This is a genomic window from Pseudomonas sp. LARHCG127, assembly GCF_052871455.1.
This window is the reverse complement of sequence record NZ_JBIXJT010000003.1, coordinates 319,456-338,142: the sequence shown is the minus strand read 5'-3', so window position 1 is coordinate 338,142 and position 18,687 is coordinate 319,456. Positions and strand designations below refer to the sequence as shown.

The 18,687-nt window shown below is 59.8% G+C and carries 14 protein-coding genes; 11 read left to right on the top strand and 3 right to left on the bottom strand.

Annotated elements, in window-relative coordinates; genetic code table 11:
- Positions 1–15 precede the first annotated feature (15 nt).
- Both ACIPQ1_RS07265 and ACIPQ1_RS07260 read left to right on the top strand, forming a co-directional pair.
- Positions 16–756 (top strand): IclR family transcriptional regulator, encoded by a 741-nt coding sequence (locus ACIPQ1_RS07265; protein WP_250965290.1) that lies wholly within the window; start codon positions 16–18, stop codon positions 754–756.
- A 483-nt stretch (positions 757–1,239) separates the two neighbouring features.
- Positions 1,240–2,688 (top strand): APC family permease, encoded by a 1,449-nt coding sequence (locus ACIPQ1_RS07260; protein ID WP_446533856.1) that lies wholly within the window; start codon positions 1,240–1,242, stop codon positions 2,686–2,688.
- Positions 2,689–2,728: 40 nt separating this feature from the next.
- Here ACIPQ1_RS07260 and ACIPQ1_RS07255 read toward each other — a convergent pair whose 3' ends face one another.
- Positions 2,729–3,331, bottom strand: coding sequence for a helix-turn-helix domain-containing protein (locus tag ACIPQ1_RS07255; protein ID WP_250965288.1), 603 nt, complete (start codon positions 3,329–3,331; stop codon positions 2,729–2,731).
- Between the two features lie 165 nt (positions 3,332–3,496).
- Here ACIPQ1_RS07255 and ACIPQ1_RS07250 point away from each other — a divergent pair, with 165 nt between their 5' ends.
- From ACIPQ1_RS07250 to ACIPQ1_RS07235, 4 genes are all read left to right on the top strand, one after another.
- Positions 3,497–4,192 (top strand): B3/B4 domain-containing protein, encoded by a 696-nt coding sequence (locus tag ACIPQ1_RS07250; RefSeq protein ID WP_446533855.1) that lies wholly within the window; start codon positions 3,497–3,499, stop codon positions 4,190–4,192.
- A 98-nt stretch (positions 4,193–4,290) separates the two neighbouring features.
- On the top strand, positions 4,291–4,845 hold the full coding sequence (locus tag ACIPQ1_RS07245; RefSeq protein WP_250965286.1) for a hypothetical protein: 555 nt from the start codon (positions 4,291–4,293) through the stop codon (positions 4,843–4,845).
- A gap of 434 nt (positions 4,846–5,279) precedes the next feature.
- On the top strand, positions 5,280–5,597 hold the full coding sequence (locus tag ACIPQ1_RS07240) for a helix-turn-helix domain-containing protein (protein ID WP_008053646.1): 318 nt from the start codon (positions 5,280–5,282) through the stop codon (positions 5,595–5,597).
- Positions 5,590–6,876 carry a type II toxin-antitoxin system HipA family toxin gene (locus ACIPQ1_RS07235; protein WP_250965285.1) on the top strand — a complete coding sequence of 429 codons (1,287 nt, stop codon included), beginning with the start codon at positions 5,590–5,592 and terminating at the stop codon, positions 6,874–6,876. The genes ACIPQ1_RS07240 and ACIPQ1_RS07235 overlap by 8 nt, the downstream gene beginning before the upstream one ends.
- Positions 6,877–7,097: 221 nt before the next feature.
- Here the strand turns inward: ACIPQ1_RS07235 and ACIPQ1_RS07230 are convergent, their stop codons facing one another.
- Positions 7,098–8,012, bottom strand: coding sequence for a LysR family transcriptional regulator (locus ACIPQ1_RS07230; protein WP_014338228.1), 915 nt, complete (start codon positions 8,010–8,012; stop codon positions 7,098–7,100).
- A gap of 258 nt (positions 8,013–8,270) precedes the next feature.
- Here ACIPQ1_RS07230 and ACIPQ1_RS07225 point away from each other — a divergent pair, with 258 nt between their 5' ends.
- From ACIPQ1_RS07225 to pgm, 4 genes are all read left to right on the top strand, one after another.
- Entirely contained in the window at positions 8,271–9,296 is a 1,026-nt protein-coding gene (locus ACIPQ1_RS07225) for a zinc-dependent alcohol dehydrogenase family protein (protein ID WP_053119386.1), read from the top strand.
- Positions 9,297–9,978: 682 nt separating this feature from the next.
- Positions 9,979–11,469, top strand: coding sequence for a hypothetical protein (locus ACIPQ1_RS07220; protein WP_446533854.1), 1,491 nt, complete (start codon positions 9,979–9,981; stop codon positions 11,467–11,469).
- A 96-nt stretch (positions 11,470–11,565) separates the two neighbouring features.
- Positions 11,566–12,963, top strand: coding sequence for an aminotransferase-like domain-containing protein (locus ACIPQ1_RS07215; protein WP_446533853.1), 1,398 nt, complete (start codon positions 11,566–11,568; stop codon positions 12,961–12,963).
- A 91-nt stretch (positions 12,964–13,054) separates the two neighbouring features.
- Positions 13,055–14,701: a phosphoglucomutase (alpha-D-glucose-1,6-bisphosphate-dependent) gene (gene pgm, locus ACIPQ1_RS07210; RefSeq protein ID WP_446533852.1), complete on the top strand. Its 1,647-nt coding sequence runs from the start codon at positions 13,055–13,057 to the stop codon at positions 14,699–14,701.
- 178 nt (positions 14,702–14,879) lie between these two features.
- On the opposite strand, the gene ACIPQ1_RS07205 is transcribed toward pgm, so the two are convergent.
- Positions 14,880–15,575, bottom strand: a complete 696-nt coding sequence (locus tag ACIPQ1_RS07205) for a pirin family protein (protein WP_446533851.1) — start codon at positions 15,573–15,575, stop codon at positions 14,880–14,882.
- Between the two features lie 235 nt (positions 15,576–15,810).
- On the opposite strand from ACIPQ1_RS07205, the gene ACIPQ1_RS07200 reads away from it, so the two are divergent.
- A complete protein-coding gene (locus ACIPQ1_RS07200; protein ID WP_411384724.1) occupies positions 15,811–18,276 on the top strand; it encodes a UvrD-helicase domain-containing protein in 2,466 nt (821 codons plus the stop codon).
- Positions 18,277–18,687: the final 411 nt, after the last annotated feature.

Below are 18,687 nucleotides of genomic sequence, written 5' to 3'. Positions count from 1 at the left end.
AAGGACGTAGAAAAGATGAATAGCCTTCGCCGCCTGCTCAGGGTCTTCGACTTGTTTCGCCCTGAGCGGCCGGTCATCGATGTGGACGTCATTTGCCGGGAGCTCGGATACACGCCTGCCACCGCCTATCGTTATCTGCGCGAACTCGGCGACGCGGGTTTCTTGAAGCGATTACCGCGGGGCTATGCGCTCGGCCCACGTATCGTCACGCTGGAGCATCAGATGACCCACTACGATCCATTGCTGGCCTGCAGCCGGGGCCTGGTCGACAAACTGGTGGCCGACACCGGCCTGGATGCGCTGGTCAGTGAATGGCATGGTGACTCGGTGGTCAATGTGCTGATCCAGCGGGGCTCCGACGCCGGCCCGGAGGGGGGCGACCGGGGACGGCCGATCGATCTTTTTCACAGCGCGACCGCTCGGGTCGTATTGGCCTATTTGCTGCCGCGCCAGATTCGCCGCATCTACGACTTCCACGCCAATCCCGCGCAAGTGCTGCATCAGGAACTGGAGTGGAAGCCGTTCACCAAAGGGCTGCTCGCCATCCGCAAACAGGGCTATTGCATCAGCGAAAGCGAGCTGCACCCGGGACGCAGTGGCGTCGCGGCACCGATCTTCGACGAAAAACGCCGAGTCCTCGGGAGCATGACCCTGGTGGGGCGCAGCGAGCGGTTCCGAGCGTTTCAGCAGGACTACCTGTGCGACTTGGTCACCGGCGCGGCGTCGCAACTGACGGCGCGTATTGCCCAGCAGTGAAGTGAGAGGGGCCACACGCCCTCATGTCTGTCAGTTAAGCGAAACAAAGGCGGGCAATAACCCTGTGGCGAGGGAGCTTGCTCCCGCTGGGTCGCGAAGCGTCCCTGTTTCTGGGGCTGCTACGCAGCCCCGCGGGAGCAAGCGCCCGCGCCACGGTTTGTGTTTGTGGGCGGGGGGGGTCGCCCCGGGGGGGGCCCCTCGGCCCGTTTTGTGGGGGCCCCCCCCCCCCCCCCGGGCCCCCACCCCCCCCCGCCACGGTTTGTGTGTCTGTCCGTGGTATCCACTTAACTAACTGGCATTAGCCCCACGCCAGGCTTTTTTGAGGCGAGCGCGGCGATTACCGATTTGGGCTAATGGGGCGTCAGGGAGAGGCATAGGATCGAATCCAGCGTGCAACAAGAACAATAACGCTATCGGGTGACGGTGAGCATTTGACAGCACCGATCCTACAGCGCCTGCCTCATACAATAAGGTCAAGAAAACATGAGTGTACCTCTCCCGGTCAATAGCTCCACGGAGCTCAAGCGTGGGGCCTTGGGTGTCGGCTTCATCATCTTCTTCGTGGTGTCGGCGGCGAGCCCCTTGAGTGTCATCGCCGGCGGCTTCCCCATTGGCATCATGCTGGGCAACGGCGCCGGCACACCGGCGTTGCTGATCCTGGCCTTGCTGGTGTTGCTGGCATTTTCGGTGGGCTACACCACCATGTCCCGGCATGTGACCAACGCCGGCGGTTTCTACGCGTTCACCTCCCGCGGTTTGGGTGGCTTGGCCGGTGGCGCAGCGGGAGTGTTGGCGATGTTTGCCTACAACATTCTCCAGGTCGGCCTGTACGGCATGTTCGGGGGCGTGGTCAGCGGCACGATGGCCAGCGTCTTTGGCCTGGATTTGCCATGGTGGACCTATTCACTCCTGGCGATGGCGAGCATCGCGATCCTCGGCTATCGCAAGATCGACCTGTCGGCCCGGGTGCTGTCGGTGATCGTGATCGCCGAATACCTGGCGATCCTGCTCCTGGATTTTGCGATCCTGAGGACCGGTGGCGACAGCGGCATCAACCTCGACGCGTTCGATCGCAGTCACGTGTTCAGCGGTACGCCGTCCATCGGCTTGCTGTTCTGCTTCGCGGCGTTCATCGGCTTCGAGGCCACCACCATCTACGGTGAAGAAGCCAAGAACCCGGAGCGGACGATCCCGATTGCCACCTATTGTTCGGTATTGTTGATCGGTGGTTTCTACGCGCTGTCGGTCTGGTCGATGGTCATCGGTGTTGGGGCGGACAAGATCGTGTCCACGCTCCAGGCCTTGCAGGACCCGACGACGTTTATCTATGGCATGTCCGACCACTTTGTCGGTCCGCACCTGACCCAGGTCATCCGCGTGCTGTTCATGGTCAGCATCTACGCCGGGCTGCTGGCGTTCCACAACGCCGCGGCCCGTTACTTCTACGCCATCGGACGTGACGGTTTGCTGCCCAGCCGCTTGGGCACTACCCACCGCGTCCACCAGAGCCCGCACATGGGCTCGGCGTTGCAGAGCCTGATCTCCGCCGTGGTGGTACTGATTTTCGCCGCCATGGATGCCGACCCGATCCTGCAACTGTTCGCCTGGCTGTCCAACCTGGCGACGTTGTGCGTGATTCTGCTGATGGCGCTGACTTCCGCCGCGGTCTGGGTCTTTGCCCAGCGCCACCCCGAACTCAAGCTGGGAATATGGCGTGGGCGGATTTTTCCTGGTTTCTCTTGCGTGGCCCTGTTGGCGGTCCTGTTTATCGCGGTGGTGCATTTCGATGTGCTGACAGGTGCGAGCAAGGCTTTGTCATATGGCCTCTGCGCGATCATTCCGGCGGCGTTGCTGGTGGGTGTGTTCCTGGCGGCGCGACTGCGCAAGGTGGAGCCGCAGCGGTATTGGGTGTTGGGGAGCCATAAGCTCTAGGCGTCTGCACCGTATCGATGGCGCAAGCTCCGCTGAGCACTTACGGATGCATCTCCGTCACGGACATGGTGAATACCAACTTGGATCTGCCAGCGTTGGAGTAGGAATGGGGAACATCGGTCTTGGCCACTGCCGAGCTCCCCGCAGGGATGACCAACTCCGTTTCCCCAACCACGCATTTGAGCGTGCCTTTCTCCACATGAAAAAGTTCAAGCGTGCCTTGAGGGTGCCCAGGTGACGCGAAGGCCTCGCCTGGATGCATTTCCCAGCGCCACAGCTCGATCATATTGGGGCCGGACGTTCCTGCCAGAAGTCGCGCCGTCCCCCCCTGGTCCCCGGTCCAGAGCGTGGGAATGTCCTGGCTGTCGATGATATGGGCAGAGGGGGCTTCGGTCACATTGACGATGTCTGCAACGGACAAACCCAGCGCGGCTGCGATTTTGCACAGGATGCCAATGCTGGGGTTCGCCGTACATTTTTCAATTTCGACGACCATTCCTTTGCTCACCCCTGAACGCCGGGATAGCTCATCCAAGGTGATCTTCTGTGCCTTGCGTGCCTGTTTGAGCGTGCGCGCGACGGCCAGGCTGACGGCTTGAGCATCAGCACCCGGGGTCGTCGACAGGCTGGTATTCATGGTCATTGATGAGGGTCATGCCGAGAAGAAAATGTGCCGGGATTCTCGGTCTATACCGATAGGCCCGTCAATCGACCCATTCGTTATAGTGGGTGATGCTGGTCATTATATTGACTTTGTTGGTCGGCGCTGGATAGCATGAAATGACATTTGGATTCCTGGAGGTTCTTGATGCTGTCCGTACTGCCGTTAATCGATCGAGCCGTTGCAGAGCTGGTCCCGGGATTCAGGGCTCTGAGTATTGTGGTGCAAGCTGCGCCGCTGACCCATCCTGAGGTCGCTCAGGCCGCGCTGGACCGGGCTTGCAAGGCAGTGCGGGAGGGTGGGCCAGGCTGGGGCGAAGCACATTTGGCCGCATGGGCCGATACATTCCGAAAGTTTGGAGCCAAGCCGCAGCGCACGCCTTGTTCAGCCGAGGCGTTGCGTAAACGGGTGTTGCGCGACGGCAGCTTGCCCAGCCTGGATCCCATCGTCGATCTCTATAACGCCATCAGTCTTGAGTACGCCATCCCTGTTGGCGGGGAAAACATCGAAGCCTATGTGGGCTCCCCACGGTTGGTAGTCGCCGATGGCACCGAGCCCTTCGACACCCTGAAAGAAGGGGCTCCTGCTGTCGAATATCCAGACGCCGGCGAAGTGGTCTGGCGCGACGACAAAGGTGTGACCTGCCGTCGCTGGAACTGGCGGCAAGGTGTCAGGACCCGTCTCGATGCGGATGCGAAGTGCATGTGGTTCATTCTGGAAAGTTTGCCGGCGATGCCGCTTGAAGCCTTGACGGAAGCGGGGGACAAACTGATCGAAGGTCTGCAACGAATGATGCCTGGCGTCCAGATCGAGAGTTCGTTGATAGGGACTGGGGCTAAATAGTCGACAGATAATCCTGGGCAAGTGAGCAGGCAAGTAAGCTAGGCTGTTCGCACGACAGGCCGTCGGTATTCGACGGCCTGAAAACAAAGGCGCTATCAATGTCGAAGCATTTGCTGTTGGGCTGGACCCGTTCCTTGTGCGTGCTTGCTGCCTTGAGCGGCGCGGCCACCATGGCAGTTGCTGCCTCGCCTGAACAAACCGCTACGGCGGCATCGGACACGCAATCGGTGTCCCTGGCAGGCGGCAAGCTGAAGTTCGTGCTCAACGGCGTCGAGACCCGTATCTTGAACAGCGAGAACGGCGGCACGATGTACTTCGATCCGAAAAGCGAGCGGGCCATCATCGTTACCGAAGGTCTGGCACCGACTGCGGGTACCACCCCGGACGCTGCGTTTCGCCTTGCCGTGGATACCGTGAAGGAAAAGCAGCAGGCCGCGTCATCCAACTTTCGCATGACTAGCGAGAAAATCATTCAGGTGAACGGCTTGAAGATGCACCGCCTGGACGGCACCGACGATTTCAACGGCCTGCAACTACTGATGGCTTCGTTGATGACGATGAACGATCAGAAGATCACCATCATCGAAGTGATGTCCAGCGTAAACGACCCGGCCGGCCATACCGCTGCGTTGAAGAACATTCTGGGCGAGTGAACCCCATCTCCTGATTCCTTGCGCTGCATTCTAAATCTGAGGCTACGTGCGCAGCGTTTTGCGAGGGGGCGCGAAAGCCGTGGGCTTTGATGTACTGGAACTCTATTGCAGGCTATCGGGATCGCCGAAAACATTTTGACTGGCTTTAGGACGGTGGTTTCAGGTCGCGAAATTTTTAGCGTGCCCCCATTTTTGCCCCCAACGCTAACCAGGCTCGGGCGGAAGGCAAGATTTCACCAAGCATACGGTTCTTAACTGCCCCAATAGTTCTCTCTGCTTTTGGCTTTTATGGATGATAAATCCATTAAATTGTGGCTGGACCTAGAAATTAATCGATAAGACACAGGTTTGGGGAATTAAGTCCCTTGATAGGGGGGGGCGTTAATTCTATAATTTTGGGGGTTAACTGGCACAGAATGGTCTTGGTGCACACTATGTTGGATTTAAGCTTCAGCAAGCCGAGCGAGGTCGTCAAGCGCCTCTGCGATCGCTTGCGTACAGAGCGCTTGGCGCTGGACATGACACAGGCCGACTTGGCCGGACGTGCCGGCATCGGCACAAACACAGTGTCCAACCTTGAAGCAGGGCGCAATGTCGGATTCGAGAACGTCGTTCGTGTGGCGATGGCTCTTGGTCGAACCAAGGAACTTGAAGGCCTGTTCCTGCCAAAGCTGGACAGCATCGAGGATATTCGGCGCTACGAAAACAGCGCCAATCGTCTTCGTACAAAGAGGAAGTCCGGCAATGCTTGAGGAGGTGAACGTCTTCTACGAGGGCTGGGGTGAGCGATGGCAATGGGGCACGCTCGTCTCCACGACTGCCCTGACCGGTCGCCCGCTGATCGTATTCCAGTACAGCAATGAAGCCAGGCAAAGGGGCTTGGAACTGTCCTCCTACACGCTCCCGTTGGAGGGGGCTCAGTTGCGCCAAGATTTTCCAGACCACCAACTGTACTTGCCAGGGCCTGTTTACGACTCCTTGCCCGATGGGTGGGGCATGTTGCTGATGGACCGTATGTTCAGGCGGCGCGGGCTCACCACGGCGCGCATCGGCTCACTGGAGCGGCTGGCCTACATCGGTTGCAATGCAATGGGGGCCATGACGTTTGAGCCCGTGGCACCAGAAGGGCAGGAGTCTGAAGTCCATATCCCCCTGGAGCAGCTTGCCGCCGAAGTGCAGGAAGTGCTCCATGGAGACGGTGGCGAGTTCCTGCAGACGTTGCTGCTGGTGGGTGGCTCGCCTCAAGGTGCAAGGCCTAAGGCCCTCGTCTATCGCGATCCAGAAACTGGCCGTTTTACCACTGCCGTTACGGCGGGCTTTGAAGCTTGGATGGTCAAGTTCCCGGCGAAAGAAGAGCATGCCGAGGTGTGTGCTATCGAAATGGTCTACGCCGAGTGCCTGCGCATGTGCGGCATCAAGACCCCTGAGACGCAGTACTTCAGTCTGCCTAATGGGTTGGCTGCGTTTGCCAGTAAGCGATTTGACCGTCGGGATGGTCTGCGCGTACCCATGCAAAGCCTCGCGGCCTTTACGGGGGCAAATTACCGGTCTCCGGGGGTGTTGGACTACGTCAACTTCTTGCGGGCAACACAGATGTGTACTAACGACGTGCGAGAGATGGCGGTGGCCTTCGAACGTGCCGTCTTCAATGTTGCGTTCAACAACCGAGACGATCATCCCAAAAACTTTGCCTACATCATGTCGCAAGACGGCCAGTGGAGATTGTCGCCGGCTTACGACGTGACCTTCTGCGAGGGGCCGAGTGGATATCACCAGATGGATGTGATGGGGGAAGCGCTGTCGATTTCTCGCACGCAAATGCTTCGGCTTGCCGAGGAAGCCGAGGTCCCCCCGGACGTTGCCGGCAGAATGATTGACGGCATTTGCGATGTGGCGAGCCGGTTTGCAAGCATCGCCGAAAACCTATACCCACAGGTTATTACTCGAGACACCTTGCGCACGATCCAAGGCCGCATCGATCAGAACGTAGCTCGGTTACACCGCGGTCATGCGGGCAGCGGTCGCCGTTGAAGATCGGGAGGAGCGGGCGACTCTCATGATCGATGCTGCCGTGTGCTTTAAGCACTTAGGGCCCTGTGCCGCCGAAGACGTGGGTGTTGCCGGGCAACCTTTTTAACCATCCAAAGCATGCCCTCAGATGCCCCCAATGTAGAAATCCACTGGAAGTGAATGGATCTCCATGGTCTATGAAAAGGCATAAATGAGCAGCTAAACAGCCTGCCCGACGAAACCTAAAGACTCTCAGGGTCGCCGAAAAACATCTGAATCCGCGACCGCAACCAGCGCTCCCCCGGATCGTTGTCCTGGGACCCGCGCCAGGCCATGTGCAGTTCGAAGCTGCGTACTGGTATGGGCGGGTCTTCGGCGCGTACGCCACCGGCGGCGGTCAGTGCGTCGGCGGTGTAGTCGGGCACGGTGGCGATGATGTCGGTGCCCGACAGCAGCGTGCTCAAGCCGTTGAACTGCGGCACGGCCAACACGACATGGCGCTTGCGGTCGAGTTTCGCCAATTCCTCATCAATGAAACCGCTCAAGTCCCCTGCGAAGGAGACCAGGGCGTGGGGGCGGGCGCAGAATTCGTCCAGGGTCAGTCGCCCCGGTGCGGTGTCGGCCCGCAGCACTTTGGGCATGCTGCGCCGCAAGACCTTGCGCTTGGCGTTGGCCGGCAGGTCGTCGGTGTAGCTGACGCCGATGGAAATTTCACCGGATGCCAGCAAGCCTGGCATCAGGATGTAGTTGACCCGGCGCACCACCAGCACAATGCCTGGCGCTTCGGCCCGCAGGCGCTTGAGCAGCATCGGCAGCAGGGCGAATTCGGCGTCGTCCGACAGGCCGATGCGAAACACCGAGGTGCTGGTGGCCGGGTCGAACTCCGCAGCGCGGCTCACCGCCGTGGAAATCGAATCCAGGGCTGGGGAGAGCAGGGCGAAGATCTCGACCGCCCGGGCCGAAGGCTCCATGCTGCGGCCGGTGCGCACGAACAGCGGGTCATCGAACAGGCTGCGCAGGCGCGACAGCGCTGCGCTGATGGCCGGCTGGCCGAGAAACAGCTTCTCGGCCGCGCGGGTCACGCTGCGTTCATGCATCAGTGTTTCGAACACGATCAACAGGTTCAGGTCGACACGCCGCAGGTCATTACGATTCATCTGGGGTCCTGGCAGGTTCAGCAAGCTTGACGTCGGCGGCCATATGGGAACAATGGCCGGCATGAATCTTACGGGGAAAGGCTGGTACTCTGCATCGGGTAAATGCATTTTCTTAGGGATAAGTCTTACAGGACTGGTTCGGTTTTCTTGCTGCGGAATCAATGACAGGCATGTCGACTATTAATAGCCACTGATGGTCTTGGCTACAAAGCCCGGATAGAGTTCATGGCATTAGAGGTTACTTTGACGAGGTTTGCGATGTCCCGCACGATCCGTTTTCACAAGTTTGGTGGTGCCGAGGTGCTCAAATGCGAAGAGCATGCGGCGGCTCTTCCTGCGCCAGGAGAAGTGCAGGTCCGCGTCGAAGCGATCGGCATCAGTTGGTATGACACCTTGTGGCGCCAGAACCTGGCGTCGTCCCAGGCACGCCTGCCTTCAGGCCTGGGCCATGAGATGGCCGGCGTGGTCACGGCCGTCGGCGACGGCATCGATGACTTGGCCGTGGGCGATAAGGTCGCCAGTTTCCCGGCCGAGAGCCCGAATGATTATCCGGTGTACGGCGAAGTGATCGTGCTGCCGCGCACCGCTCTGACCCGTTATCCCGACGTGCTCAGCCCGATCGAAGCCGCCGTGCATTACACGCCGCTGCTGATCGCCTATTTCGCCTACATGGACCTGGCGCGGGTCAAGCCGGGGCAATTCGCCCTGGTCACCGATGCCAGCCATTGTGCCGGCCCGTCCTTTGTCCAACTGGGCAAGGCCCTGGGGGTGCGGGTGATTGCGGCGACCAAGACGGCGGACGAACGTGAATACCTGCTGTCGCTGGGTGCCGAGAAAGTCATCGTCACCGAAGAGCAGGACTTGCTGATGCAAATCAACAAGCTCACCGACAATCGTGGCGTCGATGTCGTGTTCGATGGCCTTGGCGGGCCGCAGATGTCGCTGTTGGGCGATGTGCTGGCACCCCGTGGCAGCCTGGTGTTGTACGGCTTGCAGGGTGGCAACCAGACACCGTTCCCGGCCTGCGCGGCGTTCCAGAAGAACATTCAGTTCTTCGTGCACTGCATCGGCAATTTCACCGGCAAACCGGAACTGGGCATCCTCCAGGACCAGGTGGCGTTGCAACGCGCATTGCGTGATATCAATCAACTGACCGCCGATCGCGTGCTGTTGCCCCTCAAGACGCGGGTCTTCCCGTTCTCCGAGTTTGTCGAAGCTCACCGGTACATGGGCGAATGCCCTTGCCGCGAGCGCGTTGCCCTTCAGGTCGTCGACCCCGCCTGATACCTGTCTTGCGCAAGAGTCATCGCCCGGGCTCTTGCGCTGCCTTCGGCTTGATCCCCGTCCTTCCTTTCTCCCCCCTGCATCCGCTGGCTGGCGGCGGTGTGTACGTGTCTTGCAGCACCCATCAGTGGCCTGTCCCGGTTCGTCCAGGATCGAAACGGCCGGCAGGTCAACATCTGAACTGGTTTTTGCCCCCAATCTGTATCTTCTAATCGTTATTTAAGTCCTGATAATTGAACGCTTGATTTCCATATCAAGGAAGAAGTCGTGGTGCGGTATAACTTTTTCGAAGGCCTTCATCCTTCAAGGCACATTCAAGGTGCAACGAGCGTTTATTGGAGCGGGGCTATCTATCAAGCCTTTGGAAAACGAGGCGGGGTAGAGGGTCTATTCAAGTTCGGCAAGTTCCTTATTTCGCGTACTCATTATCTGTGGGACGTTGTCGGAAATCTCCTAGGACGTGCCCCTGGCTTGGCGAGGCCCCGTATTTACGCGGTCCGCGGCGGGGGAACCAAGGAGTGTCGGGTGGCTCTCTGCGTATGTATCAAATAATTACGGCAAGCACTGCTTGAGCGTATTGCTAATACTCTTTGAGTACTAGAACGATCCATTCAGATCAACACGTCGCGCGGTCACGTTGGTGCGGGTGCGGCGCCGATAGTTGAATTTCAGGTAAATAGCTATGAGTGCAATTCATGAGCAGGCAATGACTCACGTGTATCAACAGATACTGCAACGCTTGTTGGGTTTTTATTCGCGGGCCGAACGGACTGCGTTGCAGCTTTTGATCCAACGATTGATTGTCGCCGCCGGAGGCATTGACCGGATTGGTGATTATCGGGTGTTGACGGTCCAGAACGGAAGCCGGGAGGGCTTTTACGTGCTGACCGCTTTGCGAGCCGCGCAGCTCAGCATCGCGGGCCGGCATCCGGTGACCTTCGCTTTGCGCGTCGCCACGCCGCGCTTGAGCGAGACCACCCAGGCGACGCTGGAGAACATCCATCGCTGCTACAGCGCGCTGTTTGTCTATGACGATCCCCGGGTCGAATTGCTGATGGCGGATAACCGCGAGGTGTTGCCGTTCAACCACCGGCAGCCCTTGTCGGTGGCGGGGCACGAGGCCAATCGCATGGATCTGCTGGCGTTGGGGCACCTTCGCTCGGTCGACAGCCCCCTTGAAATCGGGGGGGAAGGCTACCTGGCGATGACCGAGTTCTATCGGCACATGGCCCGCTGGGAGCCTGGCGTGGATTCGATGGTCAGCAGCGATACACCGCGCCAGCAAAAACTGTTTATTTCAGGCCTGCGCCGCGCGGCCCGCAAGATCGGCCTGCCGATCGACAACATTGGCTGTTTCGACAGTCTCTTTGCGCACCTCGATACCTTGAACAACGATCTCTACGAACATTTCTACGGTCCCGAGCGCCTCGGCGCATGGAAACCCGAGGGGCATTACGAGGCCTGTCGACGGATGAGCCACATTGGCATCGACGACCTGATCGTCGATCGCCAGGAAGGTACCAATTGGCCGCTGTTCAACGAATTCCTGCGAGTACGGACCGACCACCTCATGCCCTCGGCGATCGAAAACGAATACCTCAGCCCGCTGCTGTCGGCTCATCTGCATGGGCTGCAGGCCTGCTACGTGCAGGGGCGCAGCTACGAAACGGGGTACAGCGACTACGTGCAGCGGGCGATCATGATCATGCATCGCAAGCAGTTGCCGGAACATGCCTGCGAGCAGGCTCGGGCGCTGTTTGGCTCACCTTCGTCGGTTCCCGAACGCCGCGCCTACGCCGCCCTCGAAGCGCAGAAAATCCTCGGGCTCAGTGAAACGCAACTGGTGTGCATGCTGTTCGCCCCGTTCGTGGGGCAGGGCGCGGGCCTGGAACATTTCCTGCGTTGTTGCCACCCTGGCATGCTGGTGGCACTGCCGGACCTGCACAAGGCCATGCAGGGCGCGCCCGTTGCCGATCAGATCGCCCAATGGATGGTCGACGTCAGTGGCCTGCCCGTCGGTGTCCTTGGCAAACTGTACCAAGCGAGCGTGGCATCGTCGGACCAACCGGAAACGGTTCCGGGCGGCGATCTGCAACAGGCCCTCGACGACATCGACACGGCAGAAGCCGGGCAGGCCGCCGATGAGCCGCACGAACACTCGGCAAGGCACTGAGGAACGCGGTTTGATTGACTCGTCTACCTCCCGCCCGATCATGATGCCCGGCGTTGCGACCTGGCCGGCTGCAATCCGCTCTCCTGGCCTGATCCGATGAAAGGTTGCCGGGAGACAGACTTCGCCTACCAGGCGGTTTATCGCTACCTGACCACGCTGATCAACGAAATGGAGGTCGATGCGCGGGTGCGCCTGCCCTCGTTGCGGCAATTGGCCGAGCGTCTGAATGTGTCGATATCCACTATTCAGTACGCGTATTCATTGCTGGAGAAGGAAGGGCGGGTCTATTCGATCGCCAAATCCGGTTATTACGCAATGCCGGCGCCCAGCACGACTACCCTGGACGGCGGCGGCGATCTACTCGAAACCTTGTATGTCAACGCCCGACGGCCAGGCATGCTGGTGCTCAGCGCGGATGAGCCGGCGTCGATGCAGCCATTGGACAGTCCGATGTTGTTGCTCGAGCGCGAGCTGCTGCGCCAGTATCCACGCTCCTCGCAGATGCCTTCGCAACCCTGGGGCGAGCTGGAACTGCGCACCGCGCTGGCGGCCCGCTACACGTCTTCGCCGGCCCGTTGTTGGAATGCCGATGACGTCTACATCGGTGCCGACCTGCGGGGTGTCCTGGAGATCCTGATTGGCGTACTGGCACTTCGGGGCGCCACCGTGCTGATCGAATCGCCTTGTGACTGGGTCGTGTTGCGCCTGCTCCAGGCCGCTGACATCAACCTCATCGAGTTGCCACTGCTGGCCGGCGGGGAAATCGATATCGAGCAGTTGGAACAACTGTTGGAAAGCGAAACGGTACGCCTGGTGATGTTGTCGTCGGTCCTGAACATGCCAACGGGGTCGTTCGTTCCCGAGGAAAACCGTCGTGCCATCGCGCAGTTGCTGGAACGGTACGGCACGTGGGTGCTGGAGAACGACAGTCATACAGACTTGGCGTTCGAGGCCGGGGCGACGCCTTTTCGGGACTTGCTCGACCCGGATCGGCTGATCGTCTATTCCACGTTCGAGAAGACCATCGGCCCAGAGGCGCCGTACGGCTACGTGTTGTCGCGCCAGTTGACCCTGCAACTACAGCGACATTTCCTGCTACGTGCGTTTCGCCTGTCGCCGATTCGCCAGAAAGCCATCGCCCGGCTGTACAGCAACGGTCGGATTGACCAGCATTTGCTGGTGTTGCGGCGCCTGCTGCGCGAAAGCGCGGTTTCGACCACACAACTGCTGCGCGAGCGGCTGGGGGATAGCGTGCAATGGGTGGAACCCCAAGGTGGCGCGACGATCTGGATGCGCTCGACGCGAAGGGTCGACTTGCGGCGGGTGTTTCGTCGGCTCCTGGCCCAGCGAATCGTCATCGCGCCCGGAGAACTGTTCAGCCTTCATGGCCTGTATGGGCAACATATGCGCCTGACCCATACGCTCAATGGGCCACAGGACCTGGACGCGGCACTCTGCGCGTTGACCGACGCCCTGAGGCTCGAGCAATCGTAATCGGCGGCGATGGATCGAACCCGTCGCGCCATGGTCGAACTGTCAGTAAACTGCACCCTATTTCCCGAGCCATTCCACTCAGAGGTTTTGCATGACAGTCAGTCCATTTGCGGGCAAGCCGGCACCGGCAGAGTTGTTGATCGATATCCCGCGACTGGTGACGGCCTACTACACCGGCCGACCCGATGCCTCGGTTGCAACCCAGCGCGTGGCGTTCGGCACCTCCGGCCACCGCGGCAGCTCCTTTGACCTGGGCTTCAACGAGTGGCACGTATTGGCAATCAGCCAGGCGATCTGCCTGTACCGCGAAGCCCAGGGTATCAACGGACCGTTGTTCGTCGGTATCGACACTCACGCGCTGTCGACCCCGGCGGGCGCCAGCGCATTGGAAGTGTTCGCGGCCAACGGTGTGACCGTCATGATCGCCGAGGGGGATGAATACACCCCGACGCCAGCGGTTTCCCACGCCATTCTTTGCTACAACCGTGGCCGCTCGGCGGGCCTGGCGGACGGTATCGTCATCACGCCGTCCCACAACCCGCCGCAAAGCGGTGGCTACAAGTACAACCCTACTAACGGTGGCCCGGCCGATACCCACATCACCAAGTGGATCGAAGCCAAGGCCAACGAACTGCTGGCCAACCAACTCGCCGGCGTCAAGCGCGTCAGTTACGAGCAGGCCCTGAAGGCCGATACCACCCACCGCCATGACTACGTCAACACTTACGTGGCGGACCTGATCAATGTCATCGATTTCGATGCCATCCGCACCGCCGGGCTGCACCTGGGTGTCGACCCGTTGGGTGGCGCGGGCGTGCGCTACTGGCCAGCCATTGCCGAGCATTACCGCCTGGACCTTGAGGTGGTGAATACCCACGTGGATTCCACCTTTCGTTTCATGACCGTCGACTGGGACGGGCAGATCCGCATGGACCCATCCTCCAGCCATGCCATGCAAGGGTTGATTGGCCTGAAGGAGCGTTTCGACGTGGCCTTCGCCTGCGACCCGGACCATGACCGCCATGGCATCGTGACGCCGTCCGGCGGCCTGTTGGCGCCGAACAATTACCTGGCAGTGTCGATCGACTATTTGTTCCAGAATCGCCCGCAATGGCGCGCCGATGCTGGCGTGGGCAAGACGGTGGTCAGCAGCGGCCTGATCGATCGCGTCGCCAAGCGCCTGGGGCGCCGTCTCTATGAAGTGCCGGTGGGCTTCAAATGGTTTGCCGATGGCCTGTTCGATGGCTCCCTGGGCTTTGGCGGTGAAGAAAGTGCCGGTGCTTCGTTCCTGCGCAAGGATGGCGGCGTCTGGAGTACCGACAAGGATGGCCTGATTCCGGCGTTGCTGGCGGCGGAGATGACGGCCCGCACCGGTCGCGATCCGAGCCAGGCCTACCGCGCCTTGACCGACGCGCTGGGCGAACCGTTCTCGGTACGCGTCGATGCCAAGGCCAACCCGCAGCAGAAGGCGCTGTTGAGCAAGCTGTCGCCGGATCAGGTAACGTCTACCGAACTGGCAGGGGAGAAGATCCAGAGCATCCTCAGCCATGCGCCGGGCAATGACCAGGCCATCGGCGGCCTGAAGGTCATGACCGAAAACGGCTGGTTCGCGGCGCGTCCGTCCGGTACTGAAGATATCTACAAGATCTACGCTGAAAGCTTCATTGGCGATGCGCACCTCAAGCAGTTGGTGGCTGAGGCGCAAACGTTGGTGGATGGGGCTATCACTAGCAAGTAATGCCTGTGCAAGTGATGCCTGTGATGTGAACGTGTGGCGAGGGAGCTTGCTCCCGCTCGGTTGCGCAGCGACCGCCAAAAAAGCGGGCCCGCTGCGCCCGAGGCGTCGGACCGGCCCAGCGGGAGCAAGCTCCCTCGCCACAAGAGCAAGAGGCGCAGTGCTGCTAGTGGCGCAGGGGTCAAGCCAGGTCTACGAGCACGATTTCGCTGTCTTCGATCGCGGTCACTCGCAATACCTGTTCAGCTTCGATCGCAACACCGTCTCGAGCTTGTGCGCGTAACCCATTGATTTCTATTAGTCCTGTGGCTGGCACAAGATAAGCTCGTCGCCCGGCGTCCAGCCGATACTCCGCATTTTCACCCGCCTTGAGGTTGGCCGCTACCAACCGCGCGTTGGCGCGAATACGCAGGCTCTGGTCATCGCCGGCCTTGCCACTGGCCAGGGTCACGAAACCTTCGCGCGAGTCCTTGGGAAACGGTTTGGCGCCCCATGACGGTGCCAGGCCTTCTTCGTTGGGAATGATCCATATCTGGAAAATGCGCGTGGCCGTCGATTCCAGGTTGTACTCGCTGTGGGCAATCCCGGTGCCCGCGCTCATGACCTGTACGTCGCCAGCCTCCGTACGGCCCTTGTTGCCCAGGTTGTCCTGATGACTGATGGCGCCTTCGCGAACATAGGTGATGATTTCCATGTCCCGGTGCGGATGTTGAGGAAAACCACTGCCGGGGGAAATGACGTCATCGTTCCAGACGCGCAGATTGCCCCAATGCATGCGTTGCGGGTCGTAGTACTCGGCGAACGAAAAATGGTGGTGGGCATCCAGCCAGCCGTGGTTGGCGGCACCCAAGGTGGCGAAGGGCCTGAGTTCGAGCATGTTCGTGTCCTTTTCGCTGAAAAGCGAAAGCGAGGGTTGATGGCGCTATTTTCGCGAAGGAAATCATCGATAAAAAGCGTAAAAAACGTTTCAATCCTATCGTTTATTTAGATATGAAATCACGAGCCAACGTTCACTTCATCACCTAAACCCATGACTTAAAAGCTTTTGGGTGGAACCTGGCGGCAAATACAGACACCATAGCCGTCATGGTTCTTGAACACCGGAGTCCCACGTGTCGCAACACACTCCCGATCTTCCCCCCGAGCTGTTACCCCTGGCCCAGATGCCGTTGCTCAAGCGCCTGGCCGCTCGATTCTTCGGCCATGGCCTGACGCGCCTGCGTGCCCAGCACCGGGCGTCCTGGTTGCACGGCCAGGCCGATGGCTTTCGCAGCGGCCATACCGCCGGTTTCGACTATGGCTATAAGGAAGGCAGGGCCGAAGGGCTCGAAGAGGGCCGTCAGGTGCTGTTGATCCGCGATTCGCGTAGCACGGAGCACCCGGCCCCCCAGGTGGATGATTTGTTGTTCGACGACTGGCGTCTGCCACTGACCGCCGAGTTGAAGAAACGCATCAAAGCGGACGTTGCTCGATTGCTGCCGGCGCATGCACAACCCAGTGCAGCGCAATGGAAGATGATTTTCAGCGACACACCGTCCACGTCGGTGGTCGCCGGGGCCGGCGCGGGCAAGTCCACGACCCTGGTGCTGCGCATCGTGCTGCTGTCCCACTACTTGGGCTTCGAACTGGATTCGATGACCGTGGTGACGTTTACCCGGGAGTCGCGCAAGAATTTCATTCGAAAGCTGATCGAGGTGTTCGGCCTGTGGGGGCGAACTGTCAGCCTCAAGGAAGCTCGCGATCTGGTTCGAACCTTCCATTCGCGTATCTTGCCCATGGTGCGCAGCTTGCCTGGGTTCGAGCGCCTCCAGGCCTTCGAGACCCTGAGTCATCGCGCCGAAGCGGACGACGCCCAAGACAATCCTTTTGACCTGCGCATCAATGATGTCCAGCGCCAGCAACTCAACGCCTGTTATTACAGCCTTTACCAGCGGGACGCGCGTTTCCGTGAGCTGATCCAGCCGTTGTCCCGCCATGCCCTGCAGCTCAAGGAACTGGAGCGCGATCACCCGGATGTGCAAAAACGGGTGGCCGTCACCGAGCTGGCGGCCCAGCGCGACGAAGAATTGTGCGACGCCGTCGAAGATCTATGGTTTCGCGCCGGTGCCTGGCCAATCAAGGGAATCGAGCCAAAGCGACAGACTTTTGAAATCAACGGTTCTCGATTCCATTGTCACGGCTACGCACCGTCACTCGATGCCTGGGTGATGCTGGGCTTCGATCCGCGGGAAGACGCCCGGCTCAGTCGTCCGGGGGCCAAGTTGAGTATCCGCGCGGAGTGGGCGGTAAAGCGTACCTTGTTTCAAGCTTTCTGCCGTAAGCCACTGATTTGGCTGGAAAGTTATGAGGCAACAAAGCGCGTGGTGGCCACAATGGCCGGCGATGCCAGCGCCGGGCCCGGGTTCGACTATAAGGTCAAGGGCGAGCTGGGTTCGGCGCCATTGCTGGACTGTTTTGTCGCGGCGGCAGGCTTTATCGAGAACCTGGGGCTTGACGTCCCGGATGCCGTGGGCCGGATGTCCTTCGCCCAAGATGACCCTGATCGGTATTTTTTCGAGGCGTTGAGTCGCTATTGGCGAGCCTTCGAAGACCATTTACTCGATCAATCGCCACCGATCATGACCTACAACCGCATGTTCGCGTTGTTCAGCGAACATTCGCCGGAAAACTTCAAGTTGCTGGGGGATGCCTTGCTCAGGCCGCTTTCGCATCTGATGATCGACGAATTCCAGGACGTGTCGCCGCAGATCGTCTCCTGGCTTCGCGCCAGTCTCCGTGAGGTCCGTAGCCGTGGCCCAGCGCTGCATGTGGGGCGCGGCGCCCAGCGCTCTTCCTTGTTGTGTGTCGGGGACGATTGGCAATCGATCTATGGCTGGCGCGGCAGTTCGCCGAGCTATTTCATGGCGTTCAACAAGCAATTCCCGTCACCGGCGACAACTCGGGTCATGCTCACCGACAACTATCGCAGCCACCAGCACATCATCGACGCGGCCGAGCACATCGTGCGCGCCGCTGCGGCGATCCCTGGTAAAAAGGCCAAGGCCAGCGGCATGCCTCGTTCGCTGAGTCCGGTCAATGTACTGGATCGAGACGATGAAGGACTGGCCCTGCGATTGGAGGAGCATTATCGCAAGGGTGACTCCATCTTGATGCTGTATCGAAAAAGTAGCGATAAGCTATTGATAGAAAAGAATATTCAGTCAGTAGTTAATGTTGATTCTAGCTTGCCTTACGAGGCTCGGCGGCTCAGGCAAATGACTTACCACAGTGCCAAGGGGCTCCAGGCTGATGCAGTGTTCTTGTTGGGTGACTGTCAGCACTTGAGCAGTTCGCCCTACAAAAATCAGGTTTATCGAATGGCTGGGCTGGGGCAGGACGGGGATGCCGAGCCTTACGACACGGCGCAAAAAGATGAAATCTTGCGTTTGGCGTATGTGGGGATTACTCGTGCGGTGCAGCATTGCTACTGGTATGTCGATGGGCAGGATGGGCAAGCGGCCAACGGGCCTAAGGCTTCGGATCGTGTTGCTGCGGATAAGCCTTTTTTTGTTGACCATCGGCGTGTTCGTAAAGGATAGAGTTTGGTGTGTATATCCGTTGCTGCGGTAACGGCTGCTGGCGGTTCCGCTCTTACAGCGGGTCACTTTTGAATAGCCCGGAAGCCGGCCCAGTCAAAAGTAACCAAAACGCTCTTGCCCCACCACTCGGCACCTCGCTAAGGCTCGGTGTGCCCTCACTCCGGCATTGCTCCGTGGGTCGCCGCGAAGGGCCATCCATGGCCCAGCGCGGCTATCCCGGCATCCATGCCGAGGTGCCCACTGCGCAATGCCTGCGTTCGGCCAGCGTGGTTTAACGGGGCGTTCAGATCAAGATCAAGATCAAAAGCAAAGCAAAAGCGGTCGGGGCTGGCATTTATGTGTGCCGCACCACTGCTATCGCGAGCAAGCTCGCTCCCACAAAGGGCCGGGCGGTGAACACAAAACTCATGA

Bases quoted from the DNA above. Each gene is read 5' to 3' on its own strand.
- ACIPQ1_RS07265 (WP_250965290.1), top strand. From the start codon at position 16: ATGAATAGCCTTCGCCGCCTGCTCAGGGTCTTCGACTTGTTTCGCCCT.
- ACIPQ1_RS07260 (WP_446533856.1), top strand. From the start codon at position 1,240: ATGAGTGTACCTCTCCCGGTCAATAGCTCCACGGAGCTCAAGCGTGGG.
- ACIPQ1_RS07255 (WP_250965288.1), bottom strand. From the start codon at position 3,331: ATGACCATGAATACCAGCCTGTCGACGACCCCGGGTGCTGATGCTCAA.
- ACIPQ1_RS07250 (WP_446533855.1), top strand. From the start codon at position 3,497: ATGCTGTCCGTACTGCCGTTAATCGATCGAGCCGTTGCAGAGCTGGTC.
- ACIPQ1_RS07245 (WP_250965286.1), top strand. From the start codon at position 4,291: ATGTCGAAGCATTTGCTGTTGGGCTGGACCCGTTCCTTGTGCGTGCTT.
- ACIPQ1_RS07240 (WP_008053646.1), top strand. From the start codon at position 5,280: ATGTTGGATTTAAGCTTCAGCAAGCCGAGCGAGGTCGTCAAGCGCCTC.
- ACIPQ1_RS07235 (WP_250965285.1), top strand. From the start codon at position 5,590: ATGCTTGAGGAGGTGAACGTCTTCTACGAGGGCTGGGGTGAGCGATGG.
- ACIPQ1_RS07230 (WP_014338228.1), bottom strand. From the start codon at position 8,012: ATGAATCGTAATGACCTGCGGCGTGTCGACCTGAACCTGTTGATCGTG.
- ACIPQ1_RS07225 (WP_053119386.1), top strand. From the start codon at position 8,271: ATGTCCCGCACGATCCGTTTTCACAAGTTTGGTGGTGCCGAGGTGCTC.
- ACIPQ1_RS07220 (WP_446533854.1), top strand. From the start codon at position 9,979: ATGAGTGCAATTCATGAGCAGGCAATGACTCACGTGTATCAACAGATA.
- ACIPQ1_RS07215 (WP_446533853.1), top strand. From the start codon at position 11,566: ATGAAAGGTTGCCGGGAGACAGACTTCGCCTACCAGGCGGTTTATCGC.
- pgm (WP_446533852.1), top strand. From the start codon at position 13,055: ATGACAGTCAGTCCATTTGCGGGCAAGCCGGCACCGGCAGAGTTGTTG.
- ACIPQ1_RS07205 (WP_446533851.1), bottom strand. From the start codon at position 15,575: ATGCTCGAACTCAGGCCCTTCGCCACCTTGGGTGCCGCCAACCACGGC.